The organism is Amycolatopsis sp. NPDC051371 (assembly GCF_040682155.1).
In the GTDB taxonomy this organism is placed as follows: domain Bacteria; phylum Actinomycetota; class Actinomycetes; order Mycobacteriales; family Pseudonocardiaceae; genus Amycolatopsis.
In genome coordinates this window covers 132675-153090 of sequence record NZ_JBFBAG010000027.1, presented here as the reverse complement: position 1 = coordinate 153090, position 20416 = coordinate 132675, and the positions used below count along the sequence as shown (strand labels likewise).

20 protein-coding genes and 1 pseudogene are annotated in these 20416 nt (G+C 69.3%); 10 read left to right on the top strand and 11 right to left on the bottom strand.

From position 1 onward, the window contains the following. The 3 genes and pseudogenes from AB0M59_RS30275 to AB0M59_RS30265 form a co-directional block, all read right to left on the bottom strand. Positions 1-155 (bottom strand): annotated as a pseudogene (locus tag AB0M59_RS30275) (amidohydrolase); the annotation flags it as partial. Between the two features lie 5 nt (positions 156-160). Further along, positions 161-667, bottom strand: a complete 507-nt coding sequence (locus AB0M59_RS30270) for a MarR family transcriptional regulator (protein WP_364621734.1) — start codon at positions 665-667, stop codon at positions 161-163. Positions 668-734: 67 nt separating this feature from the next. Continuing rightward, on the bottom strand, positions 735-1829 hold the full coding sequence (locus AB0M59_RS30265) for a hypothetical protein (protein WP_364621731.1): 1095 nt from the start codon (positions 1827-1829) through the stop codon (positions 735-737). 198 nt (positions 1830-2027) lie between these two features. Here AB0M59_RS30265 and AB0M59_RS30260 point away from each other — a divergent pair, with 198 nt between their 5' ends. Next, positions 2028-3026, top strand: a complete 999-nt coding sequence (locus AB0M59_RS30260) for an alpha/beta hydrolase (RefSeq protein ID WP_364621728.1) — start codon at positions 2028-2030, stop codon at positions 3024-3026. Positions 3027-3042: 16 nt separating this feature from the next. Further along, positions 3043-4494 (top strand): MFS transporter, encoded by a 1452-nt coding sequence (locus tag AB0M59_RS30255; protein WP_364621726.1) that lies wholly within the window; start codon positions 3043-3045, stop codon positions 4492-4494. 143 nt (positions 4495-4637) lie between these two features. On the opposite strand, the gene AB0M59_RS30250 is transcribed toward AB0M59_RS30255, so the two are convergent. Continuing rightward, the gene (locus AB0M59_RS30250; RefSeq protein WP_364621723.1) at positions 4638-5258 is read right to left on the bottom strand and encodes a hypothetical protein; all 621 of its coding nucleotides are present in this window, start codon (positions 5256-5258) and stop codon (positions 4638-4640) included. A 41-nt stretch (positions 5259-5299) separates the two neighbouring features. Continuing rightward, positions 5300-6682, bottom strand: a complete 1383-nt coding sequence (locus tag AB0M59_RS30245) for a hypothetical protein (RefSeq protein ID WP_364621720.1) — start codon at positions 6680-6682, stop codon at positions 5300-5302. A 14-nt stretch (positions 6683-6696) separates the two neighbouring features. Here AB0M59_RS30245 and AB0M59_RS30240 point away from each other — a divergent pair, with 14 nt between their 5' ends. The 4 genes from AB0M59_RS30240 (at position 6697) to AB0M59_RS30225 (ending at position 9556) form a co-directional block, all read left to right on the top strand. Further along, positions 6697-6987 carry a LysR family transcriptional regulator gene (locus tag AB0M59_RS30240; RefSeq protein ID WP_364621742.1) on the top strand — a complete coding sequence of 97 codons (291 nt, stop codon included), beginning with the start codon at positions 6697-6699 and terminating at the stop codon, positions 6985-6987. 25 nt (positions 6988-7012) lie between these two features. Beyond that, entirely contained in the window at positions 7013-7669 is a 657-nt protein-coding gene (locus tag AB0M59_RS30235; protein WP_364621717.1) for a M15 family metallopeptidase, read from the top strand. 238 nt (positions 7670-7907) lie between these two features. Beyond that, positions 7908-8663 carry a TniQ family protein gene (locus AB0M59_RS30230; protein WP_364621714.1) on the top strand — a complete coding sequence of 252 codons (756 nt, stop codon included), beginning with the start codon at positions 7908-7910 and terminating at the stop codon, positions 8661-8663. Next, a complete protein-coding gene (locus tag AB0M59_RS30225; RefSeq protein ID WP_364621711.1) occupies positions 8639-9556 on the top strand; it encodes an alpha/beta hydrolase in 918 nt (305 codons plus the stop codon). Before AB0M59_RS30230 ends, AB0M59_RS30225 begins: the two co-directional genes overlap by 25 nt. A gap of 478 nt (positions 9557-10034) precedes the next feature. On the opposite strand, the gene AB0M59_RS30220 is transcribed toward AB0M59_RS30225, so the two are convergent. Continuing rightward, positions 10035-11345, bottom strand: a complete 1311-nt coding sequence (locus tag AB0M59_RS30220; protein WP_364621708.1) for a CocE/NonD family hydrolase C-terminal non-catalytic domain-containing protein — start codon at positions 11343-11345, stop codon at positions 10035-10037. On the opposite strand from AB0M59_RS30220, the gene AB0M59_RS30215 reads away from it, so the two are divergent. Genes AB0M59_RS30215 through AB0M59_RS30200 form a run of 4 tightly spaced genes read left to right on the top strand, consistent with a single transcriptional unit; the run spans position 11328 to position 14530 of the window. Next, positions 11328-11954 (top strand): hypothetical protein, encoded by a 627-nt coding sequence (locus AB0M59_RS30215; protein ID WP_364621705.1) that lies wholly within the window; start codon positions 11328-11330, stop codon positions 11952-11954. The two genes, AB0M59_RS30220 and AB0M59_RS30215, sit on opposite strands and share 18 nt — an antisense overlap. A 43-nt stretch (positions 11955-11997) precedes the next feature. Further along, positions 11998-12585, top strand: coding sequence for a helix-turn-helix domain-containing protein (locus AB0M59_RS30210; RefSeq protein ID WP_364621703.1), 588 nt, complete (start codon positions 11998-12000; stop codon positions 12583-12585). After that, positions 12582-13760: an NADH:flavin oxidoreductase gene (locus AB0M59_RS30205; protein ID WP_364621700.1), complete on the top strand. Its 1179-nt coding sequence runs from the start codon at positions 12582-12584 to the stop codon at positions 13758-13760. The genes AB0M59_RS30210 and AB0M59_RS30205 overlap by 4 nt, the downstream gene beginning before the upstream one ends. Beyond that, positions 13757-14530: an SDR family oxidoreductase gene (locus AB0M59_RS30200; protein ID WP_364621697.1), complete on the top strand. Its 774-nt coding sequence runs from the start codon at positions 13757-13759 to the stop codon at positions 14528-14530. Before AB0M59_RS30205 ends, AB0M59_RS30200 begins: the two co-directional genes overlap by 4 nt. A gap of 701 nt (positions 14531-15231) precedes the next feature. Here the strand turns inward: AB0M59_RS30200 and AB0M59_RS30195 are convergent. From AB0M59_RS30195 to AB0M59_RS30175, 5 genes are all read right to left on the bottom strand, one after another. After that, positions 15232-16071, bottom strand: a complete 840-nt coding sequence (locus AB0M59_RS30195) for a 3-hydroxyacyl-CoA dehydrogenase family protein (RefSeq protein WP_364621695.1) — start codon at positions 16069-16071, stop codon at positions 15232-15234. Further along, a complete protein-coding gene (locus AB0M59_RS30190; protein WP_364621693.1) occupies positions 16068-16661 on the bottom strand; it encodes an enoyl-CoA hydratase/isomerase family protein in 594 nt (197 codons plus the stop codon). Before AB0M59_RS30190 ends, AB0M59_RS30195 begins: the two co-directional genes overlap by 4 nt. Positions 16662-16794: 133 nt before the next feature. Beyond that, positions 16795-18015: a thiolase family protein gene (locus AB0M59_RS30185; protein ID WP_364621690.1), complete on the bottom strand. Its 1221-nt coding sequence runs from the start codon at positions 18013-18015 to the stop codon at positions 16795-16797. Beyond that, positions 18008-19198 carry a CaiB/BaiF CoA-transferase family protein gene (locus AB0M59_RS30180; protein ID WP_364621688.1) on the bottom strand — a complete coding sequence of 397 codons (1191 nt, stop codon included), beginning with the start codon at positions 19196-19198 and terminating at the stop codon, positions 18008-18010. The genes AB0M59_RS30185 and AB0M59_RS30180 overlap by 8 nt, the downstream gene beginning before the upstream one ends. Continuing rightward, the gene (locus AB0M59_RS30175; RefSeq protein WP_364621686.1) at positions 19195-20373 is read right to left on the bottom strand and encodes an acyl-CoA dehydrogenase family protein; all 1179 of its coding nucleotides are present in this window, start codon (positions 20371-20373) and stop codon (positions 19195-19197) included. The genes AB0M59_RS30180 and AB0M59_RS30175 overlap by 4 nt, the downstream gene beginning before the upstream one ends. Positions 20374-20416: the final 43 nt, after the last annotated feature.

The window sequence follows — 20416 nt, the reverse complement described above, 5'->3', positions numbered from 1 at the left end:
AGGGTGGTGACCGGTGCGGCGGACTCGGGGGCGGTGGCCGCCGGTCCGCAGTAGGAGATGCGCCCGTCGGCGTCCACATCGACGACCGCGTCACGGAGAAGCAAACAGGACGGGTCGGCGGGGAGAACAACAGCGGCGTGGAAACGGCGCCGCATGGCGATCAGCCGTGCCGGCGGGCAGCGGTTTCGAGCGCGCCGCCGATGACGCGCAACGCTCGCGCGACGTCGGCGCGCTGCCGGTCCGTCAATCCCTCGACGACCTCGGCTTCGAAGGCCAGGCGCTGGGGCATGACGTCGTCGACCGCGGCCGCGCCCTCGTCGCTGATCGTGACGAGGAAGCTTCGCTTGTCGGCGGGGTTCGCCACCCGCTCCACCAGGCCACGCCGCTCCAGCTTCGTCAAGGCCTTGCTCAGCGCGGCCGCGGACTTGCCCATGGTCTGCGCGAGCCGGCGGGCGATGACGGGCTCCGGCGCGTGGCGGAGGTGGAACAGGAGGTCGAACTCGGACGAACTGATCAGCGAGGTCTCGAACGCGGGCTCCAGCAGCAGTTCGAGCATGGCGTGCGCGTGCTTGAGCCCGCCGAACAGCGACATCGCCGCCAGGTCGAGGTCGGGACGGGCGGCGCGCCACTGGTCCCAGGCCACTACCGGCGCCTCGCCGTTCGTCATGTTCCCCCATTCCGTCAACCGGTGTACTACGGCTTACTCTATCGCGTCGCGGTACCCGGCCGCCGCCTCAGAGGTCGCCGGCGGGCGAGAAGGCGTACACGACCGATTCGGTCTCGAACCCCAGCCTGCCGTTGAGCCCGTGCGAGACCACCAGCTGACGGCCGCCACCGGGGCCGGCGACCAGCGCGACGTCCGTCCCGCCCGAGGTGTCGTACTCCTCGACGACGCGGAACGTCCCGTCCTCGAACTTGTAGAGCGGGGACTTCAGCAGCGGGTGCGGGTCCGCCGGGCCGCCGGTGATGAAGTCGACCCGCACCATGAACAGCCCCTCCGGGGTGTCGACGACCAGGAGCTCGCGTCCCCCGGTGCCGCCGCCGAGGACGGCGTGGTCGACGAACCGGCCGTTCTCCCAGCGCAGGAGGATCGAGTCCGACTGGATGTTCGCCACCGCCAGGTAGCGCTCACCACCGGCGGCGAACGTGGCGAAGGCGCGGCCGCCGGCCGGCATGAGGTCCTGGTGCGGGACGAACTCGGCGCCGTCCCACCGGTAGAGCCTGCTGGGCAGGAGGTGGTCGGCGTGCGCGAGGTAGCTGGTCCCGTCGAGGTCGAAGGCGTGGAAGTTGTACCCGATGCGGGACGGGATGTCCTGCAAGTGCCCGAACTCCGTGCCGGTCCAGCGGTACAGCCTCGACGGCAGCTCGGGACCACCCGGCCGGTTCTGCGCGAGCGCCAGGTGGTGGACACCGCCGACGGTGAAGTGCCGCCACTGCTTCGCCGCGTGCCCCACGATCGTCTGGAACGGCTCCCAGGCATTGCCGCCCCACCGGTAGAGCGGCTGGCCGACGGAGAAGTTGTAGGGCCCGCTCCCGATCCGGATGCAGGCGCAGGCGAGGAACGGCGTGCCGTCGACCTCGAAGTACTCGACGTCCTCGGCGCCCGGCCCGGGCAACCGGCCGGTCGGTGCGAACTCGCCGTCGCGCCGGTCGAACAGGAGGATGTCGGTGTTGGAGTCGCCACCGTTCATGCCGGACGGCGAGCCGGGCGCGTCGTAGGCCAGCTGCGGGATCGCCAAGCGCTGGACGCCGCCGACCGTGAAAGCCGCGACGCCGCGGGCACCCGACGTCGCGAGCCGCTGGACTTCACGGAGATACCTGCCGGCCACGGCGACTCCATCCGTTAACTGTTCAATTACTGGCTAAAATGATAGCCCAGCCCGTGCGATCCGGCCCCACGGCAAGGCCGTGCGTCACATTTCCTGACACCGGTCAGCACCCATCCTGACGCCCGCTCACTTGTTTCCCGGCCCGGCCGCGGTTGTACTCGCTTCCGGTCCACGACAACGACGTCTCGAGGAGCCGCAGTGACCCAGCACTCGTCGCCGCCCGGTCTGGCCGGGCCGCCGCCCCTCCAGGTCTCCGCGACGGTCCGGCCGGCCGGCACCGGCACGATCCTCCCGGTCGACGAAAACGACCAGCTGCCCAGCTCCGGCGCCGCGCTGCGCGAACACCGCGACGTCGCCTTCGACCCGGCAACGGGCCTGAAGCTCGACATCGTGCGGCCCGGGTCCGAGCGCCCCATCCCCCTGGTCGTGTTCGTCCCCGGTGGTGGTTTCGTGCTGGCCGACCGGGGCGGGAACCCCGCGCGCCGGCGGCTGCTGGCCGAGGCCGGCTTCGCCGTGGCCAGCATCGAGTACCGCACGAGCACGCCCGTTGCGACCTATGTGGACGGTGTGCGGGACGTCCAGGCGGCGGTTCGCTTCCTCCGGGCGAACGCCGCGGACTACGGGCTGGACACGCGCAGGGTCGCGGTCTGGGGCGAGTCGGCGGGCGGGTACCTCGCGGCCATGACGGGGGTGACGAACGGGCTCGGCCGGTTCGACCCGGGCGAGGACCCGGACCCCGGCGGCGACGTCCAGGCGGTCGTCGACATGTTCGGCGGCAGCGACCTCGCCCTGCTCGCGGCGGACTTCGACGAACCGACCCAGGCCTTCTTCGGCGGGCCGCACAACAGCCTCGTCTCGTACGTGTTCGGGCGCCACAGCGGGAAAGCGTGCGCGGACGACCCCGCAGAGGCCGCCGGCGCCAACCCGCTCGGCTACGTGCACGCCGAGGCTCCGCCGTTCCTGCTCTTCCACGGGACCGACGACCGCCTGGTCTCGCCGAGCCAGACGTTGTTACCGCACAATGCACTCCTCGCCGCGGGCGCATCGAGCACGCGGTACCTGCTGGCCGGCGCCCGCCACGGCGACCTGGCGTTCCTCGGCGACCCCGGACGCGGTCCGCCCGTGGGCCACCCGCGCGGTCATGGGCCGCTTGATCGGCTTCCTGCGCGCCCACCTGATTCCCTGAGCTTCCGCTGACCCGCAAAGGATCGCCATGTTCCGGACGCCCCCGGCGGCGCCGCCCCCGCAGGCCGCCACCGACGCGAGACCCACCACCCGCAGGCCCTACGCCCTGCTCCTCATCGCCCTGCTCTGGCCCGCGCAGCTGGTCAACGCGTCCGCGGCGATCACCTCCTACGCCCAGGCCGAAATCGCGCAGACCTTCCACACCACCCAGATCGCGTGGTTCAGCATCGTCTACGCCCTCTTCGGCACGCTCCTGCTCCCGTTCGCGGTGAAGATCAGCGACATGTACGGGAAACGCCGCGTGATGCTCGTGCTCGTTGTCTGCGGGCTCGCCGGTGACGTGCTCTGCGCGGTCGCGCCCACCTTCGGCGTGCTGGTCGCGGGGCGGGCCGTCTCGGCGGGCTACGTCCCCGTGGCGGCACTCGCGTTCGCCGCGGCCCGCGACGTCCTGCCGGCCCGGCGGCTGGCTACCGCGACCGGCGTCATGGGCGCGACGCTCGGGGCGATCGTCGCGGTCGGGCCGCTGATCGCCGGCTGGCTGCTGGACGCCTACGGGTTCCGCGGCGCGATGTGGTTCGTCGCCGCCGGAACGGCCGTGGCCCTGCTGCTCGTCGCGACGCTCATCCCCGAGACACCACGGCACGCCGCCGGCGGCACGTTCGACTCGCGAGGCGGGCTCCTGCTCGCCGCGGGCATCCTCGTGCTGATGTTCGGCCTCGGCCAGGCATCCACCCTGGGCTGGGCGGATCCGCGGGTCGCGGGCGGCGTCGTCGGCGGGCTCCTCCTGTTCGCGCTCTTCGTCCGCGTGGAGCGGCGAGCCGAGAACCCGGTGCTGGACCTGCGGATGCTGTCCCGCCGGGCGGTCGCGACGGTCGTCGGCGCGAGCGCGCTCGTCCAGGGCACGACGTTCGTCAGCCTCGGCATCATGACCGTCGTCATCCCGTTGTACCCCCGCATTCCCGGTGTCTCGGACGGTCTGGGGTGGACCGCGCTGCACGGCGCGCTCGTCGCGCTCCCCGCGGGCCTCGTCCTGTTCGCCGTGGGCGTGGCCGCGTCCGGCGTGATGCGCCGGACCGGTGCCCGCACGCCGTGGCTGCTCGGCGTGCCGGTGGCGATCGCCGGGACGGTGCTGCAGGCGTTCTTCCACTACGACGCCACCCAGATCATGGTCACCGGGATCGTGGCGGCCCTGGGCATCGGTGTCGTCTACAGCGCGTCGCCCGTGCTCGTCCTCTCGGCGGTGACGGTCAAGGAACAGGCACAGGCGAACGGCACGGCGATGATGCTTCTGGGCCTGATGGCCACGGTCGGGGCGCAGATCCTCTTCAGCACGCTCGGCGCGGACTCGAACGTCGTGCAGGGAACGACGGTCTACCGGGACTCGGCCTACGTGCACAGCTACCTCGTCCTGGCGGGCCTGCTGGCGGTCGGGTTCCTGGTTTCGTTCTTCATCCCCGACCGGCGCGAGGAGCCCGCCTGACCGGCGTGCAGCAGCCGCGCGATCCCGTAGGCGAACCGGGCGTCGAACGCGTCGTCGACCATCACGTCGACGCCGACAGTCGCCAGCCCCCGCGTTGGATCGGAGCCAGACATCTGGTCGCTCATGGCATGTGCTTCCCCTCGTCAGGTTGGGTAGTACACGGTCGGCAGCGGGCCTCGAAACTGCGGCGCAGAGAAGCTGAATCCGAACTCCCGCGCCAGCACAGTCAGCGCGGCAACGAACTCGGTGCGCGAGTCGCGTGGTGTTTCACGATCGATGAGGCCGGCTTCACGCATGGGCTGCTCGAGCCGTGTGGTCGCCTCGCCCCCAAGGCCGTCGTAGGCTTGGCCGACCTCGAGGCCGAACTGGAGGCGACCACCAACGATGTGGCTGACCCAGCCTTGGCCCATGGCGTTCATCGTGGCGGTCACAACGTCGGTCTTGAACGACAGTGCTGAAGCGGCGGTATTGGGCAGTGTGCTTGCCCGCACCGGCTCAATCGCCGCGGTCCACGTGCCCGATGTAGCCACTCGCAGGCATGGGCGTCCATCGTAGGCAGCCCCTGAGGGAGCCCAGCTATCCGTGAGGCTCTGCGGTTTTGCCCGTGCCGGGTCAGCATCAAAGGCTCTGAAGACGGCGTTGACATCGGTGGTGCGGACGAAGGTGATACGGCCGTCGTCCTCGAAAATCGTCGGATGCTGGAGGATCCACGCCCATTCAGGCTCGCCAGCAACTGGGTTCCCGTGTTCGTTGGCTTTCGTCATGGCCACAGTCTGCCGAACTTCGCGGGCGGTGGCGCATAGGGTCACGGGTTGACCGCAACCCAGTACGCGTCGTTGTCGATCAGCCGCGCGGATGTCACCAGCCTGCCGTAGTCGCCTCCGGCGGCTGAGTTCAGGAACAGCGGGATGTGTCCACGTACGCACTTTTCCGATCCGGTCGAGCTACCGAGCAGGGCTACGTCGCGCCAGTCTGCAGCCAGCACACCGGTGTTGTCGTTCTGTACCGCGGTCAATTGCGCGCACTCGGCGCCGTCCTTGATCGCTCCGGTGTTGGCTGGGTTCTCATAGGACGCATCGAACGCGTACTCGTCGCAGGAGTCCTTTGTGTTATACGGGATCAGTGCTTCATTCATCGTCGAGTCCGGCACGAACGCTCCGCACATGATCTTGCGGTCGGTGTCGTACTCGCGCTTGTAGTGCAGCGGCTCTCCCTGTCCTTCTTTGCCAGGATGCCAGTTCAAGTTCGTTTGCGCCCAGGCCACCATGGTCGCCGACGATCCTCGTGTGCTCACCGACAGGTTCAGCGTCGGTGTGAATACGTGGTTGACGCAGCCGCGGGAGACGTTGCCGGAGCTGGTGGTGCGGGCGTCGCACCGCCCCACAAGGTAGTCGTCATCGAACGACCATGCCGGGATGTCGGCGCCGCTGCCCGGCCCGGAGATACGCAGGCCGACATCCGAACGGATCAGGGCCTTGTCTGGTTGCGTAGACGCGTCGCTGGCGTCGTTCTCGCCCCACGTCACCTCATAGACCGTGCCTGAGGTCAGCGTAACCAACTTGCCATCATCTGGATTGGAGGGTTGCACAGCGGTGCATTGGGAGGTTTGCGAGACGCGGCACAGCGGGTCAATACGACCTTGGACGCCGTCCTCCAGAGTCCCCCAACCGCCGGCCTTCACGGCGATGTAGGCACCGTGCAGCCACGACGTGCTGTTCGGGCTGTACACCGACCACTGCAGATTCTCGAAGTTCATCCACCCTGTGTTTTTGGTCAGACCGCCTTCGGTCTTGGTAGTGAACAACTCCCAGACGGTGTCCGAGCACGACATCGTCCGAGACGGGTTCTCGACGTAGTCGAACCCCTCTGAGAACTGACATTCCTCGGGCCCGACCGGCTCATCAACCGCGGGAGCAACATCCTGGCCGTCCGGTCGCGATGCTGCAGCCATCAACGCATCAGCACGCTCCTGATCAACAGCGGAATCGGCCCACCCGTTCCCCGTGAGGTTCTGCGCGCAGCCAGCCCCGCCTGGCTTCGCGAGCAATACGAGGACAACCACCGCTCGTTCGCCGACATCGCCGCCGATCTCGGCGTCCCGCCCCCCGACCTGGCTCGTCACGCCCGCAGACTCGGCCTCGCGACCCGGCGTGGTGTCGCCGCACACCAACACGTCCTCGCCGACCACGGCGGCCCCGAGGCATCCCGTCCCACATCTGGACCCTCTTCGCCAGCCGCGGAGCCGAACAACGCGTCCGCCGGCTCTCGGTCCTACCCGGACACCCCGACCTCAACCACGCCGCCAGACACCTCGGCATCGGAAAGGCCAGCCTCCGCCACCAGATCGACCATCTCGAACACGTCATTGGCACGACACTGCTCGACACAACTCCCCGCTCCCGCGGGCTCACACTGACTCCCGCCGGCGAACAGCTCAAGCACGATCTACTCCCCGTTTTGGCCGTTCTCCACCGACCCGACCGATCCGCGTGAACCCAGGCCACGAGATCATCTCCGCATGAGCGAGATCATCTTGATGTCCGACCCGAAGGTCGCCGCCATCCCAACCGTGGAGTGCGATGAACGGCTCGTGGACGTGCGGCGCGCCAGTTCACTGCTCGTCGATGACCGGAAACAGCGGGAATCCGCCGACACCTTCGCCTACTTGCGGGAAGGCGTACTCGACCGCCTCCTCGCAGCCGAAGCGTCACTGCCCCTACACCTGCGGCTGCTGCTCGTCGAAGGATACCGCCCGCCGTCGTTGCAACGCCGCTACTTCGACGAATACGCCGCGAAACTACGAGCCGACCACCCAGAATGGCCCGCCGAGGACGTCCGGTCAGCAGCCAGCCGTTTCGTGTCCCCACCAGAAATCGCACCACACAGCGCGGGAGCCGCCGTCGACCTGACCCTTGCCGATGCCGACGGCCATGAACTCGACCTCGGCACCCGCATGAACGCCACCCCAGAGGAAAGCGCCGGGGCCTGCTACACACAGGCCACCAACATCACCGACAAAGCGCGCTCACTCCGGCACTTCCTCAGCACCGCCCTAGCCCACGCCGGCCTGGTCAACTACCCCACGGAGTGGTGGCACTGGTCATACGGAGACCGCTACTGGGCCCTCATGACAACAACCGCAACCGCCCACTACGGACCGAAGACCCTCAACTAGCCCAGGCATGGACAACCAAGCAAGTCGGGGAATCCAAGAAATGACACAGGAAAGAACGGAAGGCGCGCCCGCAGTCAAGAAAATGCCCCGAGTTTGAGACTGACCTCGATGACATCGCCATGAGACAAAAGAAAAACAGGCCAATCAACGTCGACATGTCACCTCTGACCCGGATCGGGATCTACTGCTGGACCTGGTCAGGCGATCCCGCCCAACCGCCGATCCGGGCCAGCACACGGTGGTGCTGCCACTGCCGGTCGCACCAATCACCGGGGAGTTGCTCAGTTCCTACCTACCTCGGCTCGCCCACGCCAACCACCTCACCCTCGCCGAGGTGCTGGGCGTCCTGCCGACCTGGTTCACCACGAAAATCAACAACCCCGACGAACTCGCCCAGCACCACATGCTCGCTCCCGCGACCACCGACGCGCTGTCCGCGCTCGCTCGTCTTGCCAGAACAACCCCGCAACACCTCGCCGGCGCCCTGCCGGCATTCGGCGCGGCCCACACCCGCGGACCGGTCCGCGCCACCACCGCATGCCGCTGCTGCCCGCCGCGGCGTCACCGAACCCGTCCCCGTCCACCTACCTGTTCACCTGAAACTCTGCACGCGGCACGGCATCTGGCTCAGCGACACCGGTCAACCCAACCTCGACGTCACCGCCTGCCCCGAAATCATCACCGGTCAGCACCGCGCCAACCGACTTCTGCGCCGATACACGCCCCAGCAAGTTGTTCTTGCGCACGAAGTCGCGCTCGCGGCGATCCCACCCTGGCCAGCCACACCGGCCGACATCCCACTGCACTGAAGGGCATCGACTGCTCATCCTCCAAACCATCAACCACCGCCGCGGCATCGGCACCGACCATGACACCTACACCCGCGCAGCGAAATACCCCGACGCCATCGCCCTCGTCCCGAACGACCTCAACGCTGGCGAAAACCAGCAATCGGTACGGTGAGTATCCATGCACCTCGGACTGGCCAATCTGATCGACCCTCGCCTTCTGCTTCTCGTTGCCGACTCACGCGCCTTCTATGAAAAGCGCGCAGCCAGACGAGGTCCGAACAGCGTGGAGGAGCTTCGCACAGTCCGAGCCAGTGCCGCCAAGCCTGCCCCCGCGAGTCCGCCAGCCGTCGAAGAACTCGTCGCCGCCGACGGACGCAGCGTCCCATTGCGGATCCACACTCCCGTGGACGCGGCGGTGAACGGCGTGTTCTTGGAGATCCACGGGGGCGGTTTCTACATGGGGTCGGCCGCCGGCAGCGACATCCGCAACCGCCAGCTCGCCGACGCACTCGGCGTCACAGTTGCAAGCGTAGACTATCGACTCGCGCCTGAGCATCCGTGGCCAGCCGCTCCGGACGATTGCGAAACCGCCGCACTCTGGCTCGTCGAGCACGCCCAGCACCGCTTCGGCACAACGAAGCTCGCTGTCGGCGGCTTCTCGGCCGGCGCGACACTAGCGATGACGACGCTGCTGCGCCTGCGTGGTCGGGGAGTCACCGCATTCGCCGGTGCCGTGCTGCAGTTCGGAACCTACGACCTGAGCGCACAGACACCGGCTGGACGTCTGATCGCCGACGAGTACTTCCTCGAGGCCTACGCCGGGGCAGCGCCGGACCGCACGGACCCGGACCTCTCTCCGATCTACGCCGACCTGTCCAACCTGCCTCCGATCCTCATAATCGTCGGAGACACCGACTTCTTGCTCCAGGACAACCTGGCCATGGCCGCTCGACTGTCTGCCTCCGGGGCAGACGTCGATCTCCGCGTCTACCCTGACTCACCCCACGGGTTCACGGGCCACCCAACCCGGATGGCACAGGCGGCACTCGAGGACATCCACACGTGGCTCGGCAGTCACCTCAGCCCCACAATCTGACCCCCAATATCGACGCCATCGCCCTCGTTCCGAGGACCCCCAGCGCTCGCGAACGAGCAAGATCCAATGGCAAACTCACCCAACCCCACAGCGTTACGACCCCACCGACCACCACCCGATCTGCCATTCAAAATTCCTCACCGCAGGTCAAGGCGCCCACCTCAAGGACGATTCACTGGCAGCGGACAAAATGTCACGGATTTGAGACTGATCATGGGTGACAAGGCCGTGAGACTGCCAAGAACCTCCAGGTCACACAAGATCGACATGTCATGCGCCGTGAGACCCTACATCGGCGGACCCCGCTCCGGCGCCCGCGGCGAGTGCGGAAGGCCGGCCTCAGCCAACGGCGCGTGCCGGCGGATCGACGAGATCCCGGGCTCGAAGCAGGCTTCGGACGTGCACGTGCGGTAAACGGCGAGGAGGCCGAGAACGCCGACAGATATTCGTGGTCGTCGGTGACATCTGACAGCCCGGCCTACTCGCCGTTCGCGGCGCGGCGCCTGGTGAGCGGCAGGACGAGCCGGGACCGGTGGGCGGCGTCGCGGTACACCTTGTGCGTGACCGGACGCCCCACCGGCAGGTGGAAGGCATCCGGCGGCAGGAGCGCGTTGTGCGCGTCGGCCAGCGGTTCGCCGTTGGAGAGCTCGGCTTCCAGGCGGTGGCCGGGGCGGAACGTCGCCGCGAACGGGTACAGGCGCAGCACGTACTCCTCGATCTTCCCCGGCTCGACGGGAACCGCCCGGGTGTGCGGGTGGTACGGGTTCCCCTCGGTGGTGCGGTCGTCGAGTTCGCGGTACGAGGCCTTCAGGTAGCCGGTGGTGACCAGCTGCCGGCTGCCATCCGGGGCGGCGTCCCACAGGCGCAGGATCAAATTCGTGTCAGGCTGGTCGATCTCGACGAACAGGTGCGCGGCCCCCGTGCCGATCAGCTCGACGGCGTCCTCGAACGTCGCGGTCCGCCAGCTGAGGATCTGCACCTGATCGGTGACCGTGAGCGGTGCTTGGTAGAAGCCGTCCGGGGCGGCGTGCCCAGCCCCCATGGGTTCGGGTTCGGGTGCCAGCTTGCCGCGCGGGCGGAGGAAGAACGAGCGGTATTCGACGTCCTTCGGCGGCCACTGCGCACCGGTGACCCGCTCGCGGCTGCCCTCGACGAAGACGGTGACGGCCGGCTCGTCCAGCACGCCGTTGTCGACGCCCTTGAGCCAGTGGTCGTACCACCGGAACATCTTGTCGTGCTCCTCGACGAACGGCCGCGACTGCATGGGCGGGTATGGGCCGATGTCGAGCTTCTTTGGGCCTTTCAGCCGGGAGAACAGCTCGATGGTGCCGTCGACGGTCCAGCCCCGGCCCTGGTCGATCTGCAGCCACACCGGGATGTCGATGGCCGGAGCCAGGGTGACGGGATTGCGTTCCTCGTACCAGTCTCCGTCGAGCTCGTTCAGCACGATGTCGAACCAGAGCTCGCGGTTGCGCGGGTACTTGAGGACGTGCACCAGGTTCGGCCAGGCGGCCACGTCGGGGCCGGCGAGCCGCTCCTCCACCAGCTTCGCGATCTCCTCGGCGGAGTACCGCTCCGGCATCCGGGACTTGACGTTCGTGTGCGCGATGCCGGAGTCGCCGCCGCGTCCCTCGCGGGCGGGCTCCATTCCGTCGGGCGCAAGCACTTCGCCGACGACCAGCCCGTCTCGTCCGCGTATGTCGCCTACCGGGGCACCGTGCCGGTAGGCGACCTGAGCCGTCCGGTCGAACTCTCCTAAGTCGTCGTCTATGTGGGACCGCGCTGTCACTTCGTCCATTATGGACTACGCGGTGGCGGTCTGCTCAACCAGGTCGCCGTCTTCGAGTCGCCCAAGGCCCGCGCCCGGCGTGAAGACTGGGGTACGCCCGACGAGCTGACCGAGGCGTTCGCCCGGACGTGCGAGTTCGTCCGGGGCGGGCTGCCCCACCTGTGGCGGGAAAAGTGGTGGCGAATGTACGACCGCGACCCGATCGGCACATGGGTCGACGGGCGGCTCGCCCTCCTCGGCGACGCCGCCCATCCGCCCCTGCAGTACCTGGCCCAGGGCGCGATCATGGCGATCGAGGATGGCTGGGTGCTTGCCGAGCACGCCCGCCGCCTGCGCGTGGCCGGCGGAACCGTCGACTGGACCGCCGTGTTGGCGGCGTACCAGGCAGTCCGGCCGGAGCACTGCCGCCGCGTGGTCCTGACGGCCCGCTCGTGGGGCGAACTGTGGCACCTCGACGGTATCGAACGCGAGCACCGCAACGCGTTCTTGCGGGCCAGGGCGGTCGACGACTACTCCTTCATCGACTGGCTGTACGGCCCGACCGCGCTGTTCCCCGAAGACGAAGCGGCGATGTTCGAACCCGTCTCCCTCGATTCAATCAGTGTTTGAATCACTGCTTGAAATCCTTCGTGGCCGATGTTCTACTCGACGGATGGAAGCGACGGTGGACTCGACGCGGCACCGGTTGCTGGCCGCCGCGGAAGAGCTGTTGCTGACCGTCGGCTACGACAGCGTGTCCGTGCGGGCGATCTGCTCGGCGGCCGGGCTCAACCCGGCCGCCGTGCACTACCACTTCGGCTCGAAAGAGGCGCTGGTCGCCGCGATGCTCGAGGACCGGCTGGCGCCCGTCTGGGCCAACCTGCTCGACGACGTCGAACGCCACCGGCGGGAAGGGTGGGTACCCGCGACGGCGGATCTCGTCGACGCCATCCTCGAACCGCTGACCGAACTCGCCGCTGACCCCGTCGGCCGCCTCCGGCTGCACCTGCTCGCCCGGGTGCTGTTCTCCGGGCAGCGGATGCACTGGACCTCGCCCTGGTTCAGCTTGGAGCCGTGGGTCGCCCTGCTGCGCGCCGCCCGCCCCGACCTGACGGGCGAGCAAGCCGGCACCCGCTGGGTCCTGGCCTTCCAGCTGCTGCTGCAGGTGTTCGGCACGCCAGCCGCTCCGGCGCCGACCCCACCACGGCTGTCCCCCGCCGCCGTCCGGTCGTTCGTCGTCGCCGGGCTGGACGCGCCGTGACCGCCCCGGACGTGTTCGCCCCCGCCCGCCTGGGCCCGGTCGAACTGCGCAACCGCGTCATCAAGGCCGCCACCTTCGAAGGCCGGACGCCGGACGCGCTCGTCACCGACGAGCTGATCGAGTACCACCGGCGGCCGGCCCGCGGCGGCGTCGGGATGACGACCCTCGCCTACTGCGCGGTGTCCCCCGAAGGCCGCACGGACCGCCACCAGATCTGGATGCGGCCCGAAGCCGTGGCCGGGCTGCGCCGCTTCACCGACGCGATCCACGCCGAAGGCGCGGCCGCCTGCGCGCAGATCGGGCACGCGGGACCGGTGGCCAACGCGGCTTCCAATCGCCTGCCCGCTCTTTCCCCCACCCGCCGGTTCAGCCCGCTCGGCATGCGGCCGACGCGGGCCGCCACCACCGCAGACCTTGACCGCGTGGTCGAAGCCCACGCGACCGCGGCCCGCACGGCACTGGAATCGGGCTTCGACGCGGTGGAAATCCACTTCGGACACAACTACCTCGTCAGCGCGTTCCTCAGCCCCCGGCTCAACCGCCGCACCGACGCCTACGGCGGCATCCTCGCCCACCGCGCCCGGCTGGCCCGCGCGGTCGCCCGGGCGGTGCGCGACGCGGTCGGCGACCGCCTGGCGATCACTGCCAAGCTGAACATGGACGACGGTGTCCCCGGCGGCTTCTGGCTCGACGAAAGCATCCAGGTCGCCCAGTGGCTGGAGTCCGACGGCACCCTCGACGCGCTGGAGCTCACCGCGGGCAGCTCCCTGCTCAACCCGATGTACCTGTTCACCGGCGACGCCCCGGTCCGGGACTTCGCGGCCGCGTTCCCCCAGCCGACGCGGCTAGGCCTGCGGCTGGGCGGCCGGTTCTTCCTGCACGAGTACCCCTACCGCGAGACCTACCTGCTCGACCGCGCCCGCCAGTTCCGCGCCGCGCTGAGCATGCCCCTGATCCTGCTGGGCGGGATCACCACCGTGGAGACCATGAACCTGGCCATGGCCGAGGGCTTCGCCTTCGTCGCCATGGCCCGGGCCCTGCTCCGCGAACCCGACCTCGTCCGGCGCATGCAAGCCGACGCGCACACCCGGTCGCTGTGCATCCACTGCAACCGCTGCACGCCGACCATCTACTCCGGCACCCGCTGCGTGCTGGCCACCTCGGAGGACGCATGAGGACCACCGTCGTCACCGGAAGCGCGTCCGGTATCGGCGCGGCCACCGCCCAGCAGCTGCGCGACGCCGGGCACCGGATCATCGGTGTCGACCTGCACTCGGCGGAGGTGACCGCCGACCTGGCCACTCCCCACGGCCGGGAGGATGCCGTGGCGGCGGTGCTCGAGCGCTGCTCGGGCGTGCTCGACGGCCTGGTCACCTGCGCCGGCCTGGGCCCGCACGTCGATGACGTCACCCGCATCGCGGGCGTGGACTACTTCGGCACCATCGCCGTCGTCGACGGCCTGCTGCCCGCCCTGCGCGCGGGCCGAAACCCCGCCGCGGTGGTCATCTCCTCGGTCGCCTCCACCCACGTTTCCTGGGCGGACAACCCGATCGCCGAGGCGGTCACCACCGGCGACGAGTCACTCGTCGCCGCCGCTGTCGAAGCAGGCGGCGACTACCGCGGCCAATTCGCCTATGCGGCGGCGAAAAACGCCCTCACCGTCGCCGTCCGCCGGCGAGCGGCCGAGTGGGGTGCGGCCGGGGTGCGTCTCAACACCGTGGCCCCCGGAGCCGTCGACACCCCGTTGCTGGCGGCCTCCGCCGAAGATCCGCGCTACGGCGAGGCGATCCGGGGCTTCGCGGCACCGATCGCGCGGCACGGGCGCCCCGACGAGATCGCGTCGCTGGTCGGCTACCTGCTCAGCGCGCAGGCGGCCTTCATCCACGGCGCCCAGTTCGTCATCGACGGCGGCATCGACGCGATGCTCCGGCCGACCGCGTTCTGATCCAGGTGCGGAATGCCCGTCGGATCGGGCTTCGTCAGCTGCCGGTTCGTCCAGCGGCCACCGGGCCAGGCGCTCGCGATGGCGGCGATAATGTGCCCAATGCGCGCGCAAGAGTTCGTGCGTGCGGTTGTGGTGGTTGCGGGGATGCCACGCCATGCCCAGCCTGGCGGGGCGACGCAGACGACGTCGGTTTCGCGGACCTGCAGCAGCATGTTCTTCTGTGCTAAGGCAAGGAAACGCGGACCCGCACGGCGCGCATGCAGCGACCCGGTCACCTGGACGTCCTCTGGGAAGCGGCGCGTACACATCAGGAGTCGCATAGCCGCGGCATCGGCCGACTCCGTGTCCGTTCGCTGCGCACCGACATCGGCAACGTTCGGGTGTTTCCGCAAACAGCTGTCGCCGACGGCTCGTTGCTGTGCCCTGCTCGCGGGGAATGTCCCACGCCGTCGGCGCGGCGAGGCGGACACCGAGCATCAGCGAGCGCAGAGCGTTGTACTCAGCCGGCCGGCGAAGCCCGAGATACGCGAGGTACCGCTCCGGGCGGAAGAGCGGTACCCCTTGCAACGCACGGAACGCCACGGACTCGCACCGGCTCAGGACGAACTGCAGTGCGTCGTCTTCCAGGTCGTCGGGTCGCACACCGCCGATCGCGTGGACAACCAAGCGAAGCCGTTGACGCGTCTGGTGGTCCACTTTGTTCAGGCCCAGCAGTGGAAGCCTTGACCGGTCTTCCTGCCGAGTAGGCCGCTCGCGACCTTGTCACGTAGGAGTTGCGGTGGCGCGAACCGCTCTCCCAGCGTCGCGTGCAGGTACTCCGCGATCGCGAGACGGACGTCGAGGCCGACGAGGTCGGTGGAGCGCAGCGGGCCCATCGGGTGGCGGTAGCCCAGCTCCATCGCGTTGTCGATCGCCTCCGCGTCCGCGACGCCTTCCTCAAGCATGCGGATCGCCTCGAGCCCCAGCAGGACACCGAGGCGGCTGGTGGCGAAGCCGGGTGAGTCCCGGACGACGACGTCGGTCTTGCCGAGCTCCCCGACCCAGCCGCGGACCTGCTCGACGACCTCGGATGCCGTCTCCGACGTGGTGACGACCTCGACAAGTCCGGACGCCGGGACCGGGTTGAAGAAGTGCATGCCGACGAACCGGGACGGGCGGCGCAGCGCCGCACCGAGTTCGGTGATTGACAGTGAGCTGGTGTTGCTGGCCAGCACGGCTGTGTCACCGATAGCGTTCTCCGCGCGGGTCAGGACGTCGATCTTCAGGTCGGGTCGTTCGGGCACGGCCTCGACGACCAGATCCGCAGACGGATCCAACGCTGTGACGTCGTCGACGACCGTAACCCGAGCCAGGACGGCATCCAGGGTATCGGTGAGCTTGCCGCGCTCGGCCGCCTTGGTCAGGCCGTCGGCGACGCGACGAGCTGCCGCCACGTCGGCCGTTTCGACCACGGTCACCTCGGCCCCTGCGGCCGCGAAGACCTGGGCGATGCCGGCGCCCATGCGACCACCTCCGATCACGCCGATCGTCTGGGGTGTCATGCTTTCCTCCGCTCCAGGAACTTCGCCATCCGGCTGTTCTTGTCTTCGGTCTCGAACAGCACCGCTTGGGCGAGGTCATCCGCCAGCGGGTGAGCGCCCGGTGCATCGAGGACCAGCTTGGTCAGCCGCAGCGCCGACGGCGACCACGCCGCGATGCCGTCCAGCAGGCGATCGGCCGCCCCGAGAAGCTCTTCGGACCCCACGATTTCAGCGACTAAGCCGCACGCGAGAGCGGCTTCGGCGTTCAGGCGGCGCCCGGCGAGGAGCACCTGCTTGGCCACCGACTTGCCGACCAGATCGGCGAGCCGCCAGCAGGCTCCGGCCGCGGCGAGGATGCCCAGTCCAGGTTCGGGATTGCCGAAAACCGTCGCCGGGGTGCCTATGCGGACGTCGCAGGCGTACGCGAGTTCAGCTCCGCCGCCGATCGCGTAGCCGCCGACCGCGGCGACCGTGGGCAGCGGGAGGCGGGCGACGCGGTCGAACAGGCGGCTGTTGATGCCCTGCAGTGCCTCGTCGCGCCCGCGCTCGCGCAGTTCGGCGATGTCGGCGCCGCCGGCGAACACCCCGCCCGCACTGGTGAGCAGCAACATCCCCGCCGGCGTTCGAGCAGCTCACAGACCTCGTGCAGCTCACCGATCATCGCCGCGTTGATCGCGTTGCGCGCGTCCGGACGGTTCAGGGTGACGACGACGCGGTCGTCACATTCCTCGACGAGAAGCGTGCTCACACGCGCTCCACCAGCAGCGAGACGCCTTGGCCGACACCGACGCACAAGGTGGCCAAGCCGCGGCGGGCCTGTTCCCGCTCGAGCCGGCCGAGCAGGCTGACCACCAGCCGGGCGCCGGAACAGCCGAGCGGGTGCCCGAGGGCGATCGCGCCGCCGTCGGCGTTCACGCGGTCCGGGTCGAGTTTCAGCCGCCGGATGACCGCCAGGCTCTGCACGGCGAACGCCTCGTTCAGCTCGACCGCGTCGAGGTCGTCGGCCCGCAGCCCGACCCGGTCAAGGAGCTTCTCGGTGGCCGGTACCGGGCCGAGGCCCATGATGTTCGGCGCGACTCCGGCACTGGCACCGGCCACGACCCGGGCGCGCGGGGTCAGACCGTGGCGGTGCACCGCGTCTTCACTCGCCAGTACGAGGGCCGCGGCGCCGTCGGACAGCGGGGACGCCGATCCGGCGGTGACGATGCCACCGGGGCGGAAGACCGGCCGCAGCCCGGCGAGCTTCTCCAGGGTGGTGGTCCGCGGCGGTCCCTCGTCGACCGCGAACTCGCCGGCCTTCACCGGCACAGGGACGATCTCGCGGGTGAAGTGCCCGGCGTCGGTCGCGGCGAGTGCGCGCTGGTGGCTGCGCAGCGCGAATTCGTCGCATTCCTCGCGGGTGAGGCCGTCGAGCCTGGCGACCTCCTCGGCGGTCTCCCCCATCGGCAATGTCACCTTGCGGACCTCCGGGCCGGAGTCCGCGGGGACGTCGCGGTCGTGGCCGGCGAATTCGGGGTTGACGAACCGCCAGCCGAGCGAGGTGTCCGAGACTTCGCCGGGCCGGGCCCACGGTGTTCCCGGCTTCGCCATCACCCAGGGCGCCCGGGTCATCGACTCCACACCGCCGGCGACGACGACGTCGGCTTCGCCGCCGCGGATCGTGTTGGCCGCGGTCGCGACGGCGGTGAGGCCGCTGGCGCAGAGCCGGTTCACGGTGTATCCAGGCACTTCGTCCGGCAGCCCGGCCAGCAGGACGGCCATCCGCCCCACGTTGCGGTTGTCCTCCCCGGCCTGGTTGGCAGCGCCCAGGATGACCTCGTCGACCAGCTCACCCACCACGCCGGCGCGGCGTACGGCTTCCCGCACCACCAGACCGGCCAGATCGTCGGGCCGGACACCGGCCAACGCGCCGCCGTAGCGGCCCTGCGGGGTCCGGACACCGTCCACGATGAAGACTTCAGGCATGGCTCTCCTGGTGGGCTTGCGCGGCGATGCCGCGGGTGATGAGGTCATCGGCGTCCACTCCGGACTCGGCGAGCAAGGCGCGGGTGTGAGCGCCGAGTGCTGGGACGTCCCCCATCGACGCCTCGACGTCGGCGAACGTCACGGGTGGCAGGAGCGCGTCGACCGGAGCGTGCTCGGTGCCGACCGTGCGCCAGCGCTTCCGGGCCTTCAGCTGCGGGTGGTCGACCACCTCACCGACGTCCTTCAGCTGCGCGGCCGGAACGCCGGCCACGCCCAGCCGGGTATCGAGTTCGGCGTTGGTCCAGCGGGACGTGCGGGCCGCGACCTCGGCGTCGCACTCGGCGCGGTGGGCGACGCGCGCTACGTTCGTGGCGAAGCGTGGATCGTCAGCCAAGGCCGGGGCGTCGAGTACGGAGGTGACGAGCGTGCGCCACCCCGAGTCATTCTGGACGCCGATCAGCATCTGCCCGTCGCGGGTCGGGAACGCGTCGTACGGCGCGATCGAGCTGTGGCTCAGCCCCATCCGCGCGGGCTGCGTCCCGGCGTACATCTGCGTGTAGAGCGCATACCCCATCCATTCGATGGTCGCCTCAAGCATCGAGACTTCGATCGTCGCGCCCTCGCCGATGCGCCACCGGCGCAACAGCGCTGCCAGGACGGCCTGCGAGCAGTACATCCCGGACGCGATATCGGCGGTAGGGATACCGGTCTTCGCCGGGGCTTCGGGACTGCCGGTGATCGCGATCAACCCGGCTTCGGCCTGGATCAGCATGTCATAGGCCTTGCGCTGCTCCATCGGCCCACCCGCACCGAACCCGGACAGGTTCACCTCGACAAGCTCCGGGTGCCCGGCCCGCAGGTCACCGAGCCCCAGGCGTTCCGCGGCGCCAGGCGCGAGGTTCTGCAGGAAGACGTCCGCGCGGGCAACCAGGCGGCGCACGACGTCGCGGCCCTCGGCGGACTTGAGGTCGACGGCGAGCGACTCCTTGCCACGGTTGAGCCACACGAAGTGTGCGCCGGTGCCATGGACGACGTGGTCGTAGCCGCGCGCGAAGTCGCCACCCTCGATGCGCTCGACCTTGATCACCCGCGCACCGAGGTCGGCGAGGTTGCGGGTGGCCAACGGGGCGGCGACGGCCTGCTCGATGGCGACGACGGTGACTCCCTCGAGCGGGCGCGTCACGACTGCTTCTTCTTCTCGGCCCGCACCAGTCCGCCGCCGATGATCAGGCGCTGGATTTCGCTGGTGCCTTCATAGAGCCGCATCAGCCGGACGTCGCGGTAGATCCGTTCGACCGGGACCTCGCGGATGTAGCCGGAACCACCGTGGACCTGCACGGCAAGGTCGGCGGCCTTGCCGGCCATCTCCGTGCAGAACAGCTTCGCCGCCGACGGCGCGATCCGCCGGTCCTCCCCCGTCACGTACAGCCGCGCGGCCTCACGTGCCAGCGCACGGCCAGCGAGCACGCCGGTCTGCTGGTCGGCGAGCATCGCCTGCACCAGCTGGAAATCCCCGATCGGCGTGCCACCCTGCGTGGCGGTGGCGGCGTAGGCGACCGACTCGTCCAGCGCCCGCTGCGCTGCGCCCACCGCCAGCCCGGCCATGTGGATCCGGCCGCGGGCCAGCGACGTCATCGCCGCCTTGTACCCGACTTCGCCGTCGCCACCGACCAGTGCCTCGGGCCCGACTCGGATCTGTGAGAAGGTGACGTCCGCAGTGCGCGAGCCCTCCTGGCCCATCTTGGCGTCCTTCGCACCGACCGTGATGCCGGGCGTATCGGCCGGGACCAGGAACACGGCGATGCCAGTGCCCGAGGCCGACGCGGGCGGAGTGCGGGCGAACACGACGAACAGTCCGGCCTCGGTGGCGTTGGTGATGAACTGCTTGCCGCCGTTGATCACCCAGCCGTCGCCATCGGGTTTCGCACTGGTCCGCAAGCCCGCCGGGTTGGAGCCGGCGCCGGGCTCGGTCAACGCGAACGACGCGACGACCTCGCCGGAAGCAATGCCGGGCAGCCACCGGGACTGCTGCTCCTTGGTGCCGAAGCCGACCAGGACCTGCCCGGCGATGCCGTTGTTCGTGCCGAACATCGACCGCAGCGACAACGACGTGTAGCCCAGGGCCATGGCGACCTCGACGTCCTGGACGAGGTCGAGTCCGAGTCCGCCCCACTCCTGGGGGATCGCATACCCGAACAACCCCATCTGGGCGGCCTGCGCGCGCAGGTCGGCGGGGATGGCGTCCGTGGTCATGATCTCCAGCTCGCGAGGCATGACACGGGTGCGCACGAAGTCGTTGATCTGGTCCAGAACGTCCGCGAAGACGTCGTCGGGGACCTCGGGGTTGCCGGTGTACATGGCTCCCACTATCGAACGCCGATTAAGTTCAGTCCAATACTTA

Excerpts from the sequence above, each read along its gene's own strand:
- AB0M59_RS30270 (WP_364621734.1), bottom strand. The coding sequence starts at position 667 with ATGACGAACGGCGAGGCGCCGGTAGTGGCCTGGGACCAGTGGCGCGCC.
- AB0M59_RS30255 (WP_364621726.1), top strand. The coding sequence starts at position 3,043 with ATGTTCCGGACGCCCCCGGCGGCGCCGCCCCCGCAGGCCGCCACCGAC.
- AB0M59_RS30250 (WP_364621723.1), bottom strand. The coding sequence starts at position 5,258 with ATGACGAAAGCCAACGAACACGGGAACCCAGTTGCTGGCGAGCCTGAA.
- AB0M59_RS30235 (WP_364621717.1), top strand. The coding sequence starts at position 7,013 with ATGAGCGAGATCATCTTGATGTCCGACCCGAAGGTCGCCGCCATCCCA.
- AB0M59_RS30225 (WP_364621711.1), top strand. The coding sequence starts at position 8,639 with ATGCACCTCGGACTGGCCAATCTGATCGACCCTCGCCTTCTGCTTCTC.
- AB0M59_RS30210 (WP_364621703.1), top strand. The coding sequence starts at position 11,998 with ATGGAAGCGACGGTGGACTCGACGCGGCACCGGTTGCTGGCCGCCGCG.
- AB0M59_RS30200 (WP_364621697.1), top strand. The coding sequence starts at position 13,757 with ATGAGGACCACCGTCGTCACCGGAAGCGCGTCCGGTATCGGCGCGGCC.
- AB0M59_RS30195 (WP_364621695.1), bottom strand. The coding sequence starts at position 16,071 with ATGACACCCCAGACGATCGGCGTGATCGGAGGTGGTCGCATGGGCGCC.
- AB0M59_RS30190 (WP_364621693.1), bottom strand. The coding sequence starts at position 16,661 with ATGTTGCTGCTCACCAGTGCGGGCGGGGTGTTCGCCGGCGGCGCCGAC.
- AB0M59_RS30185 (WP_364621690.1), bottom strand. The coding sequence starts at position 18,015 with ATGCCTGAAGTCTTCATCGTGGACGGTGTCCGGACCCCGCAGGGCCGC.
- AB0M59_RS30175 (WP_364621686.1), bottom strand. The coding sequence starts at position 20,373 with ATGTACACCGGCAACCCCGAGGTCCCCGACGACGTCTTCGCGGACGTT.